Source organism: Acetobacter senegalensis, assembly GCF_001580995.1.
Lineage (GTDB): Bacteria > Pseudomonadota > Alphaproteobacteria > Acetobacterales > Acetobacteraceae > Acetobacter > Acetobacter senegalensis.
The window spans coordinates 49,086-64,052 of sequence record NZ_LHZU01000129.1 but is presented as its reverse complement, the minus strand read 5'-3'; the positions used below and the strand labels follow the sequence as shown (position 1 = coordinate 64,052).

General features: G+C 59.0%; 13 protein-coding genes and 1 tRNA gene. 8 read left to right on the top strand and 6 right to left on the bottom strand.

What is annotated here, in order from left to right:
- Window positions 1-839: cytosine permease (locus tag AD948_RS08885; protein WP_248845974.1), on the bottom strand; the 839-nt coding region annotated here is incomplete at its 3' end.
- Between the two features lie 28 nt (window positions 840-867).
- Entirely contained in the window at window positions 868-1,686 is an 819-nt protein-coding gene (locus AD948_RS08880) for an SDR family NAD(P)-dependent oxidoreductase (protein ID WP_061471527.1), read from the bottom strand.
- 131 nt (window positions 1,687-1,817) lie between these two features.
- Between AD948_RS08880 and gmk the strand changes: the two genes are divergently transcribed.
- The 4 genes from gmk to AD948_RS08860 all read left to right on the top strand — a co-directional run bounded on the left by gmk (window position 1,818) and on the right by AD948_RS08860 (window position 6,811).
- Window positions 1,818-2,471, top strand: a complete 654-nt coding sequence (gmk, locus tag AD948_RS08875) for a guanylate kinase (protein ID WP_039905924.1) — start codon at window positions 1,818-1,820, stop codon at window positions 2,469-2,471.
- A 5-nt stretch (window positions 2,472-2,476) separates the two neighbouring features.
- Window positions 2,477-3,910: a D-glycero-beta-D-manno-heptose-7-phosphate kinase gene (gene rfaE1 / locus AD948_RS08870; protein ID WP_061471526.1), complete on the top strand. Its 1,434-nt coding sequence runs from the start codon at window positions 2,477-2,479 to the stop codon at window positions 3,908-3,910.
- A complete protein-coding gene (locus tag AD948_RS08865; RefSeq protein ID WP_248845973.1) occupies window positions 3,910-5,109 on the top strand; it encodes an AGE family epimerase/isomerase in 1,200 nt (399 codons plus the stop codon). The genes rfaE1 and AD948_RS08865 overlap by 1 nt, the downstream gene beginning before the upstream one ends.
- 187 nt (window positions 5,110-5,296) lie before the next feature.
- The gene (locus AD948_RS08860) at window positions 5,297-6,811 is read left to right on the top strand and encodes a replicative DNA helicase (RefSeq protein ID WP_006559781.1); all 1,515 of its coding nucleotides are present in this window, start codon (window positions 5,297-5,299) and stop codon (window positions 6,809-6,811) included.
- A 108-nt stretch (window positions 6,812-6,919) separates the two neighbouring features.
- Here the strand turns inward: AD948_RS08860 and AD948_RS08855 are convergent, their stop codons facing one another.
- From AD948_RS08855 to AD948_RS08845, 4 genes are all read right to left on the bottom strand, one after another.
- The gene (locus AD948_RS08855; RefSeq protein WP_061471525.1) at window positions 6,920-9,361 is read right to left on the bottom strand and encodes a DUF3772 domain-containing protein; all 2,442 of its coding nucleotides are present in this window, start codon (window positions 9,359-9,361) and stop codon (window positions 6,920-6,922) included.
- Window positions 9,362-9,615: 254 nt separating this feature from the next.
- Complete coding sequence (locus AD948_RS18400; RefSeq protein ID WP_162829227.1) at window positions 9,616-9,759, bottom strand: hypothetical protein; 144 nt, start codon at window positions 9,757-9,759, stop codon at window positions 9,616-9,618.
- A gap of 134 nt (window positions 9,760-9,893) precedes the next feature.
- Window positions 9,894-10,670 carry an ABC transporter ATP-binding protein gene (locus AD948_RS08850; RefSeq protein ID WP_061471524.1) on the bottom strand — a complete coding sequence of 259 codons (777 nt, stop codon included), beginning with the start codon at window positions 10,668-10,670 and terminating at the stop codon, window positions 9,894-9,896.
- A complete protein-coding gene (locus tag AD948_RS08845; RefSeq protein ID WP_006559776.1) occupies window positions 10,667-11,452 on the bottom strand; it encodes an MlaE family ABC transporter permease in 786 nt (261 codons plus the stop codon). Before AD948_RS08845 ends, AD948_RS08850 begins: the two co-directional genes overlap by 4 nt.
- Window positions 11,453-11,750: 298 nt before the next feature.
- On the opposite strand from AD948_RS08845, the gene AD948_RS08840 reads away from it, so the two are divergent.
- The 4 genes from AD948_RS08840 to AD948_RS18180 all read left to right on the top strand — a co-directional run bounded on the left by AD948_RS08840 (window position 11,751) and on the right by AD948_RS18180 (window position 14,938).
- The gene (locus tag AD948_RS08840) at window positions 11,751-13,064 is read left to right on the top strand and encodes a UDP-glucose dehydrogenase family protein (RefSeq protein ID WP_061471523.1); all 1,314 of its coding nucleotides are present in this window, start codon (window positions 11,751-11,753) and stop codon (window positions 13,062-13,064) included.
- 54 nt (window positions 13,065-13,118) lie between these two features.
- Entirely contained in the window at window positions 13,119-14,507 is a 1,389-nt protein-coding gene (gene radA, locus AD948_RS08835; protein ID WP_035378142.1) for a DNA repair protein RadA, read from the top strand.
- A 65-nt stretch (window positions 14,508-14,572) separates the two neighbouring features.
- A tRNA-Gly gene (locus AD948_RS08830) sits at window positions 14,573-14,646 on the top strand.
- 121 nt (window positions 14,647-14,767) lie between these two features.
- Complete coding sequence (locus tag AD948_RS18180; RefSeq protein ID WP_156478997.1) at window positions 14,768-14,938, top strand: hypothetical protein; 171 nt, start codon at window positions 14,768-14,770, stop codon at window positions 14,936-14,938.
- Window positions 14,939-14,967: the final 29 nt, after the last annotated feature.

Below are 14,967 nucleotides of genomic sequence, written 5' to 3'. Positions count from 1 at the left end.
GGCGATGGGTCCGCCACGCTGCCCGCCGTAAGTAAACCCAGAATCTGGAACGGAATGGCGGAACCCAGAAGCCCCGCCAACGCCAGAAGCACCACTTTTTTCGGACTGGAAGACGCTGGCAGATACCGCGTGTAATCAGAAGAATAGGATGCCCAAGACAGATTGAAGCTGACAAGAACGCCTGTGGCCAGCAGAAAAGTCTGCCAGCTTACGGGATGATGGGCGGCTATGGGGGCCGTCCCTTCCACCGCCAGCGTAATGCCCATCAGGGCAAAGGTGATCAGCAGTACCCCACCCAGATATTTCTGCAAAAGCTGCACAACGTGGTGCCCGTAAATGGAGGCCACCATCTGGGTTGCGGCCAGAACACCAAGAGCCAGCCAGAAAGGGGAGGAAATGCCGCCCAGCAGCAACAGCGCCATCAGGGCTGTGGCGGCGGGCACGTTGTTTACCGCATCCCACCCGACGCAATAGATCCAGTTCAGGAAGGCAGGTGGGCGGATGCCAATCTGCCCCAGCGCCCGGCGGGAGGCCTCCATCTGTGTCAGCCCCATGGCGGGGCCAATGGCGGCAGCAAGGGCAACTGGTAGCGCCCCGATTATGTTGCCGAGCACAATGGCGAGCACCCCGGTCTTGAAATCCAGCCCCATGCTGGTGAGCAACGCCCCCGTCACCCAGCCGCCGGGGCCGAGGTTGGGGGAAAAATGGCTCCAGAAGACACGGTCCATCTTCATGGTCTTCAGCGCAGCGGGCACGGGTTCGCGCACGGATGCGGCTGAAAGCTCTTCCATCAGGCCACCGGGAGAAGAAGCGGAAACGGGGGTGGACTGGTGGTTCATGCCGGGGAGGGTCCTCAGGCTAAAAGGGTCATGACAGGTCCGGCTCTGGCATGGTGCCCGCAGCCCCGGTGGGCTGATGGGTGTAATAGGCTTCCGCCAGCCGTATAGGCAGAAGGTCCATAAATCTGGACCCGGCTGCAAGCCATAATGGAAAAACAATGCGTCTTTCGTTGCGGCGCAGGCCGCGCAGAATACGGCGGCTGGCGTTATCCACATCTGTCATGCCCGGCATGGGGAAGCGGTTTTGCGCCGTCATGGGGGTGTTGAGGAACCCGCACACCACGGAAGAACACAGAATACCTGCCTGCTTCATATTCCCGCCAGTGGCCACCATAAACCGGTCAACCGCCGCTTTCGCCGCGCCATAGGACGGCGTTCCGGGATAGGAGACCAGCCCCGCAACGGAGGAAATGGCGCAGATTCGCCCCCGCATGCCATCTGCCGCACGGGGCTGGCGGCGCATCAACGCCATGGCGGGCAGAACAGTGTTCAGAACGCCATCCATATTGGTGGCAAAAAAGCGTCGTACCTGTTCGTCAGGCTCGTAAGGGGCATCATCCGGCGTTTCGGGCTTGCGGGTGCCCCCGGTAATGCCTGCGCAGGCCAATACCAGATCAAGCTGCCCGGTGCTTTTCACCCATTCCGCCATGGTCTGCCGGTCGGCGACATCGCATCGTGCGATGTCCACACCTGCTCCGTGCGAGATGCACTGCCGGGCGGTTTCCATCAGCCGGGTCTCATTCCGTCCGCCCAGATGCAGCATGCGTCCGGGCCGTGCCAGAGTGAGGGCCAGTGAGCGCCCGAGGCCGGAGGAGGCTCCGGTTATCAGAACGGTATTATGTTTCATGGTCGCTCTCTTAACGCGAGACTGTTAGAAGGGCTGCACGCCACAGGGCAAAGCGGGCATGCATGGCTGCCAAGGCCATGCTTTCCCAAGAGTTTGCTGGCGGGTGAGCAACACGGGAGTTGGAACGCGGTATGGTGCAGGGCAGAACGTCTGAAGCAGGGGCGAGGTTGAAACGGCGCGGAGTCTGTTTTGTGATTTCCGCTCCGTCCGGGGCAGGAAAATCGACCATTGCCAACGCCTTGCGGGCCTCCGAGCCCCAGTTGCGCCACTCCGTTTCCGTCACGACGCGCCAGCCACGGCCAGGCGAGAAGGAAGGCGTGCATTATCACTTTCGCACCATGGAGCAGTTCGAGGAAATGGCAGCAACGGGCCAGTTGCTGGAATGGGCCATTGTGTTTGGCCGTGGCTATGGCACGCCCCGCGCTCCCGTAGAGGAAGCGCTGGCTGCAGGGCAGGACATGGTGTTCGACATAGACTGGCAGGGCCACCAGCAGGTGCGTCAGGCACTGCCGGATGATGTTGTCAGCCTGTTTGTGCTGCCGCCATCGCTGGAAGAACTGGAGCGCCGTCTGACCTCCCGTGCGTCTGACCATCCAGATGAAATTGCCCGGCGTATGGCGGCCGCGCGTGATGAAATTTCCCACTGGCACGAATTTGATCATGTGGTGGTGAACAAGGATCTGGACCGTGCCATTTTTGAAGCCCGCGCCATTCTGACAGCCGGACGCCTGAAAACCCGGCGGCAAACCGGGCTTGAAGAATTTGTTGGGACGTTTGGAGCCTGAGCCTGATGGATTTTTCGGCTGTTTCCATTCTGTGTGTTGGCGATGTGATGCTGGACCGTTTTTTATACGGCAGCATGGAGCGCATTTCGCCGGAAGCGCCGGTGCCAGTTCTGTTGCTGGACAAGCGGCGGGAAATGGCTGGCGGGGCCGGGAACGTGGCCAGCAACGTAACGGCATTGGGGGGCCGGGCCATTCTGGTGGGGCTGGTGGGGAATGATGAGGCTGGAGGGCTGTTAAGGAGCGCTCTGGCAGCACGCCCGAATGTGGTGGATGCCACCGTGAGCACCACCAGCAGGCCCACAATCTGCAAGACCCGGTTCATAGCCGCCCATCAGCAGGTGGTGCGGACGGACGAGGAAAGCCGTCTGCCTTTGCAGGCGAGCGAAGCCGCGGATTTATGCGCGGCTCTTGAAGCACGTATTGAAGGCGTGCAGGCCGTTGTGGTGTCTGATTACGGCAAAGGGGTTTGCAGCCCGCAGGTGCTGGAAACCGTGTTCCGTGCCGCAAAGGCCCGGAATATCCCGGTGTTTGTGGACCCAAAATCTCCAGATTATCGCCTCTATTGCGGGGCCACCTGCATTACACCCAATGCCCGTGAACTGGCTGAGGCTTCAGGTCTGCCGGTGGAAACCGAGGCGATGGTAGAAGCCGCAGCCCGCAAGGTGATGGCGGATGCGGAGGCCGACGCCATTCTGGCCACGCGTTCTGAAAAAGGCATGATGCTGGTGCAGCGGAATGGCGCGGTTGTCTCCATTCCCACCCGCGCGCGGGAAGTGTTTGATGTCTCCGGCGCTGGCGATACGGTGATTGCCACCATGGCGCTGGCGGTTGGCTCCGGCCTCTCGTTCGAGCAGGCCATGCGGGTGGCTAATGCCGCCGCAGGGGTTGTGGTGGGCAAACTGGGCACCGCCACGGCGGATATTCAGGAAGTGCTGCATGAACTGGATGAACAGTCCGGTCCTGATGAAGCCCCTCATCTGTTGCCGCTGGCAGCGGCGCGGGCACAGGTTCAGCGTTGGCAGGCACGAGGGTTGAAGGTGGGGTTCACCAATGGCTGCTTTGATATTCTGCACCCCGGCCATGTCAGCCTGCTGGCGGAAGCCCGTGCCGCGTGTGACAGACTGGTGGTGGCTTTGAACACGGATGCAAGCATCAGCCGCCTGAAAGGGCCGGAACGCCCGGTCAACACGCTGGATTCCCGTGCGCGGGTGATGGCGGCCATACGGTATGTGGACGCAGTCGTGGCGTTTGAGGAAGACACGCCGCTGGAAACCATCAAGGCGCTGATGCCGGATGCGTTGATCAAAGGGGCGGATTACAAACCGGAAGACGTGGTGGGGGCCGATGTGGTCACCGCCGCCGGAGGCAGGCTGGTGCTGGCGGATCTGGCACAGGGCCATTCCACAACATCCACCATTGGCCGGATTCGCGGTGCGTGATGCCGCAGGGTCTTCAAAGAGCGCCCCTCGGTTCGTCCGTTGCTTCCGGGCAGGGGACTGCTTTGCAGATGGTGCGGGACCGTTTTCAGCGCTGGCTGTTTGAGCAGGCTTTGCCGTTCTGGGCCTCAACCGGCTGTGAGGGAACGCCGAGCCACCCGGCCATGCGGGGAGCACAGGAAAGCCTGACCCTGGCCGGTGTGCCTGCGTTACCCCCTTTCAAGCGGGTGCGGGTGCAGGCCCGGCAGCTTTTTGTGTTTTCATGGGCCAGTTTGCGGGGGTGGAAACAGGCGAAAGCATGCGCAGCAGGGATTTTCGACTTTCTGCTGAAAGCACGCACCCCGGATGGAGGTTGGGTGTGCCGCCTGACGCCGGAGGGAAGCGTGCTGGATGCCACAGCGGATCTGTATGATCTCGCTTTCGTGGTGTTTGCTCTGGCGTGGTACGGCAGACTGGACAAGAGCGGTGATGCCGTGGTGTTGGCACGGGAGACCCTGTGCTGGATACAGGCCCATATGGGCGCGCCTACTGGTGGCTTTTTCAATACGCTGCCGCAAAAGGACGCTCCCCGTCAGCAGAACCCCCATATGCATCTGCTGGAAGCCGTTCTGGCCTTGTATGAGACCACTCGAGATGCGGCAGATCTGGCAATGGCGCATGATCTGTATGTGTTGTTCAGCACGCGCTTTCAGGATGCTGAAACAGGCATATTGGGGGAGTTTTTTACGGAGAACTGGCAACCCGCCCCCGGAGAAGCCGGAAACTGGGTGGAGCCGGGCCATCATTTTGAATGGGTATGGCTGCTGCATGAATACACACGGTGGAGCGGGGTGCAGACAGCGCACCAAAGTCAGCGCCTCTACGCGTTTGCGCTGCAGCATGGGGTGAATGTTCACACCGCTTTTGCGTATGACGGCATAGGACGGGATGGGACAGTCCTGAAAGCCTCGTCCCGTTTGTGGGTGCAGGGGGAGGCTCTGCGTGGTGTGTTGACCGTCAACCCGCAGGACACCGCAGATCATTTGGCCGCCCGGATGGCGGACACTCTGCTGACCCGCTATTTCACCGGCTGCCCGGAGGGTACGTGGCTGGACCAGTTGGATGCGGCAGGCCAGCCAGCCGTAACGGCCATTCCAACCAGTTCACTCTACCATATCGTCACCGCATTTGAGGCTCTTGATCAGGCGGCCTCTCGCTTGTGAAGCGGAGAGGCGGTGGGGAACTCTGATCAAGTGAACGCACCGATGAGAGGCCTGATAGCCCTTATGATATTTAAGTCCGGCATCGCCTGACTTTGGGTGCGGAAACAAACCCCCTTGTGTGGCGTGAAAGCTGCCACAACGTATGCAGACGTCATAATGAAGACCTGTTAGAACCAACGGCGTGAGTATGACCAAAACAGCCCCCGCGCGGCCGGAAGACGAAACGCTCCTGTCGCTCTCTCTTCGCCAGCCGCCTGCCAACCTTGAAGCGGAGCAGGCGCTGCTTGGCGCGTTGCTGACCAACAACCGCGCGTATGATCGCGTGTCTGATTTTCTGACGGGCGCACACTTCGCCAACGAGGTGAATGGCCGCATTTATGACGCCATTGCCCGCCGCATTGAAAATGGCCAGTTGGCAGACCCGGTTACTTTGCGGGCGGAACTGGAAAACTCGGGTATCCTCTCCGAGGTGGGTGGCATGGCCTATATGGGCAAGCTGCTGACCTCCATGGTGGGGATCATCAATGCCGGGGATTATGGGCGCGCCATTCATGATGCTTGGATTCGGCGGCAACTGATTGATATTGGCGAGGGCGTGGTCAACAACGCCTTCGGTGCAACGTCTGATCTGTCCGGTCCGGACCAGATTGCGGCAGGGGAAGAAGCGCTTTTCCGGCTGGCAACTGAAAAAGGGCAGGATGGCGGTTTTGTCGGTTTTGACCGTGCGCTGGCCAACGCCATTCATACGGCGGAGCAGGCGTTCAAGAACGAAGGACACGTCTCCGGCCTGACCTCCGGCCTGCGTGATTTTGATAAGAAAACCGGCGGGCTGCACCCCTCTGATCTTCTGATTCTCGCCGGACGTCCCGCCATGGGGAAGACGGCGCTGGCCACCAAGATTGCGTTCTCTGCTGCACGCGCTCTGATGCAGGATGCCGAGGATAAAGGGCCGGGGGTGCAGCCCAAAGGGGCCGTTGCCATTTTCTCGCTGGAAATGTCGGCGGAACAGCTTGCCGCCCGTATTCTGTCAGAACAGTCCGAGGTTTCCAGCGAACGTATCCGTCGTGGTGATATTGGGCAGAAGGAGTTTGACCGGTTTGTGCGCGTGAGCCGCGAACTGGCGCGCCTGCCGCTGGTGATTGATGATACACCGGCCATTTCCCTTTCCGCCATGCGGACACGCTGCCGCCGATTGAAGCGGACCAAGGGCCTAAGCCTTGTGGTGGTCGATTACCTTCAGCTGATGCGTCCTTCCGTGGGAACGCGTCCTGAAAGCCGCGTGCTGGAAATCTCGATGATCACGCAGGGGCTGAAAGCCATTGCAAAGGAACTGGAAGTGCCGGTTATCGCACTTTCCCAGCTCTCGCGTCAGGTGGAAAGCCGGGAAGACAAGCGCCCCATGTTGTCTGACTTGCGTGAATCCGGCTCGATCGAGCAGGACGCCGATGCCGTGATGTTTGTCTACCGTGATGAATATTATCTGCAGCAGCGCATGCCCAAGGAAACGGCCTTCGATTCCATGGATAAATACTCAGCGGCCCTTGATGACTGGCAGCGCAAGATGGGGCTGGTGCATAACAAGGCAGAACTGATTCTGGAAAAACAGAGACACGGACCAACCGGCACCGTACATCTGTATTTTGAAGGCGAATACACACGCTTTACAGATCTGGATACCATTCACGAAGATCAGATTCGCTAATCAGCCGGACGGGTGGTGAGGGAAGTGAGCCGGTGGGTTTTTTAGCCATACCGAGCAATATTCCCTGCACAGGAAAGAAAAAGCCGGGTTCGGAACCCGGCTTTTTTGTTAGCTGTTAGGGGCTGCCAGAGAGGTCGGCACCGTGATGGGGATGTGGTTGTTCTGAAAGGCCTGCCACAGATCATAAAGGGCTTCACTTCTTACCGCAGCGGGGTCCAGCCCTGTGCGGGCGCGGGCTGTGCCCGTCAACAGGGCTGAGCCATCGGTTACAGAAGAGATGCTGACGGTCGGGGCCAGTTGTGGGTCAACATTCTTGCACGCGGCAAGGGTGGCCACCATCACATCCATGGCTTTTTGCAGATCAGACGCAAACGGAAGCTGGAGGGTGAGGGTAAATACGCCCGGCTTTTCGGCCCGCGTGGCGTTGCGCACGGCTGATGTGATGAACTGGGAGTTCGGCACAATCATGGTGGAACCATCAGCCAGTTTGATATTGGTGGATCGCACGCTGATACGGGCAACTTCACCATGTGCGCCCGCAATATCCACCACATCCCCAATGGAGACGGGGCGTTCGGCCATCAGGATAATGCCGGACACAAAATTCTGCACAATGGATTGCAGACCAAAACCAATCCCCACGGAAAGCGCACTGACCACCCATGTCATGCTCTTCATGGTGACGCCAAGGGCAGACGCCATGCTCAGTCCCACCAGAATCCATGCGGAATAGGTGATAATGCTCAGGATGGACGCCTGCGCCCCGATATCCAGCCGCGTGGTAGGAAAAAAGCGCTGACGGAACCAGTTTTTGAGAATGCGAATGGCGTAATGCCCGATAATGGGCAAAACCGCACAAAGCAGAATGGTATCCAGCGAGATATTGAAACTGCCTTCTGTGGACGCCCCATTTTGCCCACGGAAGATGAAGAGAATGCGGTTGCCAACCTGTGTTGGGTCAAAATCCGCGCCGGCCGTGGCAACGGAAAACGCCACAACCAGCAGAAACACGCTGATCAAACCGGGAATGACAACGCTGGCCTGATCCACCAGTCGCGCCGCAAGCCCCAGTTGCACCAGATGCTGCCCGATCGGCCCGTGAGAGGGAAAGACGCTGCTGCCCAGCGCTGTGGCCAGAAGGGCAAGCAGCAACAGGGCTGTCATGGTGATGGCCATGACCGAAACCCATGAGATAATAGTGTAGGCCAGAGGAATGTAGCCAGAAAGAACAGCCAGCCAGCATACAATGGAAATGGTCATGGCAATTGTGCGTAGGAACGGGGCCACTGTAGGGTGGCTGCCGGAGCCTTCTTCGGCAGAAATGCGGAGCTGGCGCGGAATGGCGAACAGCAACGGGCTGACGGCCAGCGTATAAAGCCCGTCCAGCAACTGTACCGGCAGGATGCTCAGCCCGCTTTTGGTGTCCACATAGCGCAGAACGCCGCGCACAATCAGGGCGACCGCAAACCAGATGGGAAACAGCCGCAGATTGTGCGCAACCTTGTCCGGCATGGGAAACACCCGCCATTCCGGCTTGCTGGCCAGCAGGCTGATACCCAGTTCAATAACAAAGCCGCAAAGCGGCACCTGAGACGCGACCATATCGGCCAATGTGTCCAGATCTTCCCCCAAGGCCGGGTTGTTGAACGCTATGGCACCCCACACAATGCGGAAGGCAAATGCCCATGCTGCCACACTGATGGCAGCGCATAGAACGGTTGCGGCAATAGGGCGGATGCGGCCCGTTGGCAGAAACCGGGCCACCAGCATGCGCACCGGATGATGGCAGAAGAAGTAAAGCGTCAGCAGCAGGCCGCCAACAACCAGACCACCCAATGTCCAAAGGGCGTGGGTGCCGCGGAAGGCCTCAATCAGCACCGCACCAGTTTCCTGCACGATGCTGGAGAAACGATCCGTATCATCCCCGGATGTGGCGATGAGTTGCGTCCAGAACGGGATCCCCAGCGGGGAGGGAAACCGTTGTGTGAGGGTGGCCTGCTGAATGGCGGTGCCGTGCTGGCGGAGTTCATCCACCAGTTGCTGGGCTTCAAGCTGATAGAGCTTCAGCCGCGTAATACGCCCGGAAATATCACGCTGTTTGGCGGCCAGAGTCTTGCGCTGTTCCGTAATGGAGGCGGCTTCGGGCGGCGCATCCTTGCCGGGAGGTTGGCCAAGGATGTCCAGAAAATTCTGATAAACGGATTCGTAGGGTTTTATCTTGGCGAGCAATGCGTCCGTAAGGGTTGAAACTGCCGTGGCGCGTTTGAGAAGAGCCGCAAAGACCGCTGCGTTTTCGCTCTTTGAGTAGTTTTTCAGGCTGTCCTGATAGATGGCCCGGATCTCATTATTGATCTGATCCAGCGTGGCATCTGTAGCCACGGCAGAAATATCTGAAATGAGCGGCGTAGCGGGAGTGGCAGGTTGAGAGACCTGCTTTGTATCCGTCTCGGCCGCCCAGACCTGGCTATGAGAGAGGAGGGGAGGGAAAAGCAGCCCCAGAAACAGAACGGCCAGAACAGGGAAAAACGCACGAAACGGCTTGCTGATCATCAGTCTTCTCTACACCCCGCCAGAAACACTACTCCCAGCCAAACGTGACAGCTAACAGGGAGGTTGCGCTCTGATAGGGGGAAAAGACCGGCGAACGCTACGGACTAAATGACAATCAACGCCGGAAGAGCGCGGAATGATCAGCAGGAGGAGACCGTTTTTCCTATTTTTCCTTCTTCTCCGGCGACTGGAAGAGCCGGATTATGGAAGGGGCCAGAAAAACAGAAGCAGGAAGACGCTGTTATCCAGCGGCCTTATTTATGGTCGCTGTGCAGGTGGTCGTGATAGCCGTATTTTTCCCACTGAGCGGGAGTGGTCAGGTGCTTGGGTTCGCTTTTGAACATGCCACAGGCTGAGAGCGCAAAAGCACATACCAGCATCATAACCGCGTGTTTCATGGTCTCTTTCCTGAAAGGATCTGTTCCTGCTTCTATCTCATTCGCAAGGAAGGCGGGCAAGCACGCGCGGCAAAAAAGCGAAAGAAAATGTAGCGGCCCGTGTGAGAGGGCCAGCAGGAGCGTGGTGGTGGCCTTTATTTGCGCAATTCCATGGTGATGGGGCCTTCCCGGCGACCATGGGTAAACTGGTCCACCATGGCGTTGCCGCTGTGCATGAGGGACGAGGCCGGCCCCTGCCAGATCAACTGCCCCTTGTAGAGCATGGCGGCTTCATCCCCGATACGTTGGGCAGACGCCATATCATGCGTGATGGCAATGGCGGTGGAGCCCAGTTTTTTCACGCAATCCACAATCAGGCCATCAATTACCGCCCCCATGATCGGGTCCAGCCCGGTGGTGGGTTCATCAAAGAACAGAATGTCCGGCGTTGCGGCAATGGCGCGGGCAAGCCCCACGCGCTTCTGCATCCCGCCCGAAAGTTCGGAGGGGTAAAGATCGCCCACGGATGGGTCCAGCCCCACCTGCGCCAGAATGGACCCGGCGTGTTCACGTGCCTGCGGGCGCTTCAGCCGCTTGCGGGCCAGCAGGCCGAAGGTCACGTTCTCCCACACGGGCAGACTGTCAAACAGGGCCGCGTTCTGGAACAGCATGCCAATTTCACCGCGCAGGGCCTCACGGCGTTTGTCTGTGGCGGTGAGAATGTTTTCGCCATCAATTTCGATACTGCCGGAATCGGGGATGATCAGGCCCAGAATGCAGCGCAGCAGCACGGATTTTCCGCTGCCAGACCCGCCGATGATGACGAACGATGTGCCCTGCGCAACATCCAGATTAACGCCATCCAGCACTTTTTTGGTGCCGAAGGATTTGTGCAGATCGCGGATGCGGATCTTGGGGAGAGGCGTGCTCATTGTGAGAAAAACAGATCTGTCAGGAGGTAATCAAAGGCCAGCAACAGAATGGAGGCCACAACCACCGCCGCTGTTGTGGCGGAGCCAACGCCTTCTGCGCCACCCTTGCTGTTGTAGCCGTAGTAACAGCCCATCAGCGCAATCAGGAACCCGAACAATGCGGCCTTGACCAGCCCGACCGTGACATCAATGGCCTTCAGGGAGTTCAGGGTAGAGGTGATATAGGCGTTGGGGGAGAAGCCCAGCTTCATGACACATACGGTAAAACCGCCAGCAACCCCCAGAACATCCGCCACCAGCACCAGCAGAGGCAGGGCAATCAGGCCCGCCAGCAGGCGTGGCGCTACCAGATACTTCATGGGGTTGGTGGAAAGGGTGGTCAGGGCGTCAATCTGGTCTGTGACGCGCATGGTGCCAATCTGTGCTGCCATGGCGGCACCTACGCGGCCCGCTACCATCAGGCCCGCCAGAACGGGGCCGAGTTCACGGGTTACGGCCAGCACCACAATTCCGGCAATGGCGCTTTGCACATGGTACTGCGCAAACCCCGTATAGGATTGCAGGGCAATCACCCCACCAGAGAAAAGGGCGGTCAAAGCCACGACGGGAAGGGAGAAAAACCCGGTTTCCAGAAAGGCCCCCAAAAAGACGCGCCCATAAAAGGGAGGGCGCACAATGTGGGAAAGCCCTTCAAGCGCGAACAGAGCCAGAGACCCCGCGGCCCGTATCAAGGCAAGGGTACCGCGACCCAGTCCGGCCACGAGAGTGAGCACCATATTCATCCGTTTTGGTTGTCCGCTCCAGCAGGCGAGTGTCAAAACACGTTCTAGCTGCCGTAGCCCGACTATGGGGGGCGCGTCAAAGCCTGAAGTCTGTCTTTGCGCTGGCTCCCTATCCATTTGACGCGGAAAGAGCAGCATAAACCATCCGCAAAACAGGCCCGTTGCACGGCTGCCCCATTGCAGGGCGCGGCGAGGGAGGGCATTGGTGTGGCACAGAAATATGTCTTCCCTCTCATTCCGCTGATGGATGAGGGGAGGGCAGAAGCGAGAAGGCGGAGGACAGAAAGTGCGCATAGCCATGATCGGCGGCGGATATGTTGGGCTTGTATCCGGGGCGTGTTTTGCCGAATTCGGCATCAATGTTTCCATTGTTGAAACCAACCCGGAGCGACTGTCTGCCCTGAGGGATGGCCGTATTCCGATTTATGAACCCGGCCTGGATGCTCTTGTGGCGTCTAACAGCCAGGCCGGTCGTCTGACCTTCGGTGATGATATTGCGCAGGCCGTAACTGGCGCGGAAGCAGTGTTCATTGCGGTTGGCACGCCCCCTCGGAATGGTGACGGCGCTGCAGACCTTCAATATGTGCACGCAGCTGCCCGCCAGATTGCGGAAGCCCTGACCGGTTATGCCGTGATTGTCACCAAATCCACCGTGCCCGTGGGCACCAGCCGCCGGATTGCGGAGATTATTCGCCAGACACGGCCTGATGCTGACTTTGATGTGGCGTCCAACCCGGAATTTCTGCGTGAAGGCAGCGCCATTGGAGACTTCATGCGGCCTGACCGCGTGATTATCGGTCTGGACCAGCGTCTGCCGGAACGGGCCAGCCGTGCGGAAGGTGTGCTGCGGCAGGTCTATCGTCCGTTGTCCGTGGTTGAAGCGCCGTTGTTGTTCACCGGGCTGGAAACAGCGGAACTGACCAAATACGCGTCCAATTCCTTCCTTGCCATGAAGATTTCCTTCATCAATGAAATGGCCGATCTGTGCGAAAAACTGGGTGCGAATGTGCATGATCTTGCCCGGGGCATGGGCATGGATAAGCGTATTGGCCGGGATTTTCTGCAGCCCGGTCCGGGGTATGGTGGCTCCTGCTTCCCCAAGGATACGCTGGCGCTTTCACGCATTGCTCAGGAAGCGCATAGTGCATGCCGCTTGGTAGAAACCACAGTACAGGTGAATGAAGCCCGTAAGGCAGGTATGGCCGGGCGTATTGCGGCTGCCTGTGGTGGGTCTGTTGCAGGCAAGACGGTTGGCGTGCTGGGGCTGACTTTCAAACCCGAGACAGATGACATGCGCGAATCTGCCTCCATCCCGATTCTGCATCGTCTGGCAGAAGCGGGCGCGACGATCCGCGCGTATGATCCCGTTGGCATGGCTGCTGCCAAGCCGCTTCTGCCGCAGGATGTGGTGTACTGCGTCGATGCGCTGGAAGTAGCAGAAGGGGCCGATGTGCTGGTGGTGCTGACGGAATGGAACATGTTCCGCGCGCTCTCTCCGGCAGAACTGGCCAAGCGGATGCGCAATGGTGTGATTGTTGATCTGCGCAACATTTTTGATCCGGCCGCCATGCGGGCGGCGGGCCTGACCTACGAGTCTGTTGGTCGCCCTTGAGCCTTGGATGTTTTAGCCTTACATCATTCAGAATGAGAACAGGGATAGAACATCGTGGCTAAAAAACCGTCCCGCCAGTTTGTCTGCCGGGCCTGTGGGGCGGTGTATCCCAAATGGATCGGCCAGTGCGAAGCGTGTGGAGAATGGAACACGCTGGTGGAGGAAACTGCTGAACCTCTGGCGGCGTCCTCCCCCCGTGCGGCTGGCAAGGGGCGCCGGGTGAAGCTTGAAGGGTTGGAGGGCATGGCTGCCCCTCCGCCCCGTACCCAGACCGGTATTGTGGAACTTGACCGCGTGCTGGGGGGCGGACTGGTCCCGGCTTCGGTCGTGCTGGTGGGGGGGGACCCCGGTATCGGCAAGTCCACGCTGCTGCTTCAGGCGGCGTGTCGTTTGGCGGGCAAGGGCGAGCGTGTTCTCTATATTTCAGGCGAAGAAGCGGTCGATCAGATTCGCCTGCGTGCTCTGCGTCTTGGCGTTGGCACCGCCACGCTGGATTTGGCAGCGTCCATCAATGTGATGGATATTGTGGCCACTTTGGAAGCCGAGCCTGATGTGCGGGCGGTGGTAATCGATTCCATTCAGACCATGTGGCTTGAAACGGTGGAAAGTGCCCCCGGCACTGTTTCTCAGGTGCGGGCCTGTGCGTTTGAACTCATCCGTCTGGCCAAGCGCCGCGGCTTCAGCCTGATACTGGTCGGGCATGTTACCAAGGAAGGCGCGTTGGCGGGCCCGCGTGTGCTGGAGCACATGGTGGATGCCGTCATGTATTTTGAAGGCGACCGAGGACACCAGTTCCGTATTCTGCGCGCCGCGAAGAACCGTTTTGGCGCAACGGATGAAATTGGCGTGTTTGCCATGACGGACAGAGGGCTGGAGGAAGTGAGCAATCCTTCCGCCCTGTTCCTGGCTGAGCGGCGCGGCAATATTGCCGGGTCTGCCGTTTTTGCCGGGTTGGAGGGCACGCGCCCCGTACTGCTTGAAGTACAGGCGCTGCTTTCTCCCAAAAGTGGAGATGGCGCGCCCCGCCGGGCCGTGGTGGGGTGGGATAGCGGCAGGCTGAACATGCTGCTGGCCGTGCTGGAAACACGCTGTGGCCTGAAACTCTCCGGCATGGATGTCTATCTGAATGTGGCTGGGGGCCTGAAAGTAGCGGAGCCAGCGGCAGATCTTGCCGTGGCGGCAGCCCTGATTTCCGCAGCCAGCGGTGTACCTACCAGTTCTGGTGAAGTCTATTTTGGTGAAGTGGGATTGTCAGGAGAAATCCGGCAGGTGGCGCAGGCAGATGCGCGCCTGAAGGAAGCCGCCAAATTGGGGTTTGATCGTGCCGTGCTGCCCCGCCGTATTGCGCGCGGTAGTGCGCGCAGCAAACCACCAGAAGGGCTTGCCCTGCGCGAGATTGGGCACCTGTCAGACCTGATCAGTGCGGAAATGGAAGCCGAATAGATCTGGCAGATCAAAAACCGGATTGTCAGAGGCACTGCGCATCGCTATAGTGCGCGCCACAGAACGCGGATGTAGTTCAATGGTAGAACGGCAGCTTCCCAAGCTGCATACGGGGGTTCGATTCCCCTCATCCGCTCCATTTCCAAAAAAATCAATGAAAACAGTTGTTTGCGGTATATTGCCGTTACCAGCTCTGTGACCGTGCGTTACAGGGCCAGCATTACATCTTTTGATGCCAGAAAAGGCGTGGAAGACATGCGGTGCATGCTGAAACGGGGGCTTATTACGTCCGCTTCAATGCGCCGAAAGACCGCATGCAGGATGTGGAGCGTGTTCTCCGAACCAAGCATGGCAAGAAGGCTGAGGTTGTCAGCATCCTGAAAACCAAAGATGATCGTGCAGATCTAAAGGCGTATCGTGTAGATATCTAATGTCAGGACGCAACCCATGCCCATATTCA

Excerpts from the sequence above, each read along its gene's own strand:
- rfaE1 (WP_061471526.1), top strand. The coding sequence starts at position 2,477 with ATGGATTTTTCGGCTGTTTCCATTCTGTGTGTTGGCGATGTGATGCTG.
- AD948_RS08850 (WP_061471524.1), bottom strand. The coding sequence starts at position 10,670 with ATGAGCACGCCTCTCCCCAAGATCCGCATCCGCGATCTGCACAAATCC.
- AD948_RS08880 (WP_061471527.1), bottom strand. The coding sequence starts at position 1,686 with ATGAAACATAATACCGTTCTGATAACCGGAGCCTCCTCCGGCCTCGGG.
- AD948_RS08840 (WP_061471523.1), top strand. The coding sequence starts at position 11,751 with ATGATCGGCGGCGGATATGTTGGGCTTGTATCCGGGGCGTGTTTTGCC.
- AD948_RS08865 (WP_248845973.1), top strand. The coding sequence starts at position 3,910 with ATGCCGCAGGGTCTTCAAAGAGCGCCCCTCGGTTCGTCCGTTGCTTCC.
- AD948_RS08860 (WP_006559781.1), top strand. The coding sequence starts at position 5,297 with ATGACCAAAACAGCCCCCGCGCGGCCGGAAGACGAAACGCTCCTGTCG.
- AD948_RS08855 (WP_061471525.1), bottom strand. The coding sequence starts at position 9,361 with ATGATCAGCAAGCCGTTTCGTGCGTTTTTCCCTGTTCTGGCCGTTCTG.
- AD948_RS18400 (WP_162829227.1), bottom strand. The coding sequence starts at position 9,759 with ATGAAACACGCGGTTATGATGCTGGTATGTGCTTTTGCGCTCTCAGCC.
- gmk (WP_039905924.1), top strand. The coding sequence starts at position 1,818 with ATGGTGCAGGGCAGAACGTCTGAAGCAGGGGCGAGGTTGAAACGGCGC.
- AD948_RS08845 (WP_006559776.1), bottom strand. The coding sequence starts at position 11,452 with ATGAATATGGTGCTCACTCTCGTGGCCGGACTGGGTCGCGGTACCCTT.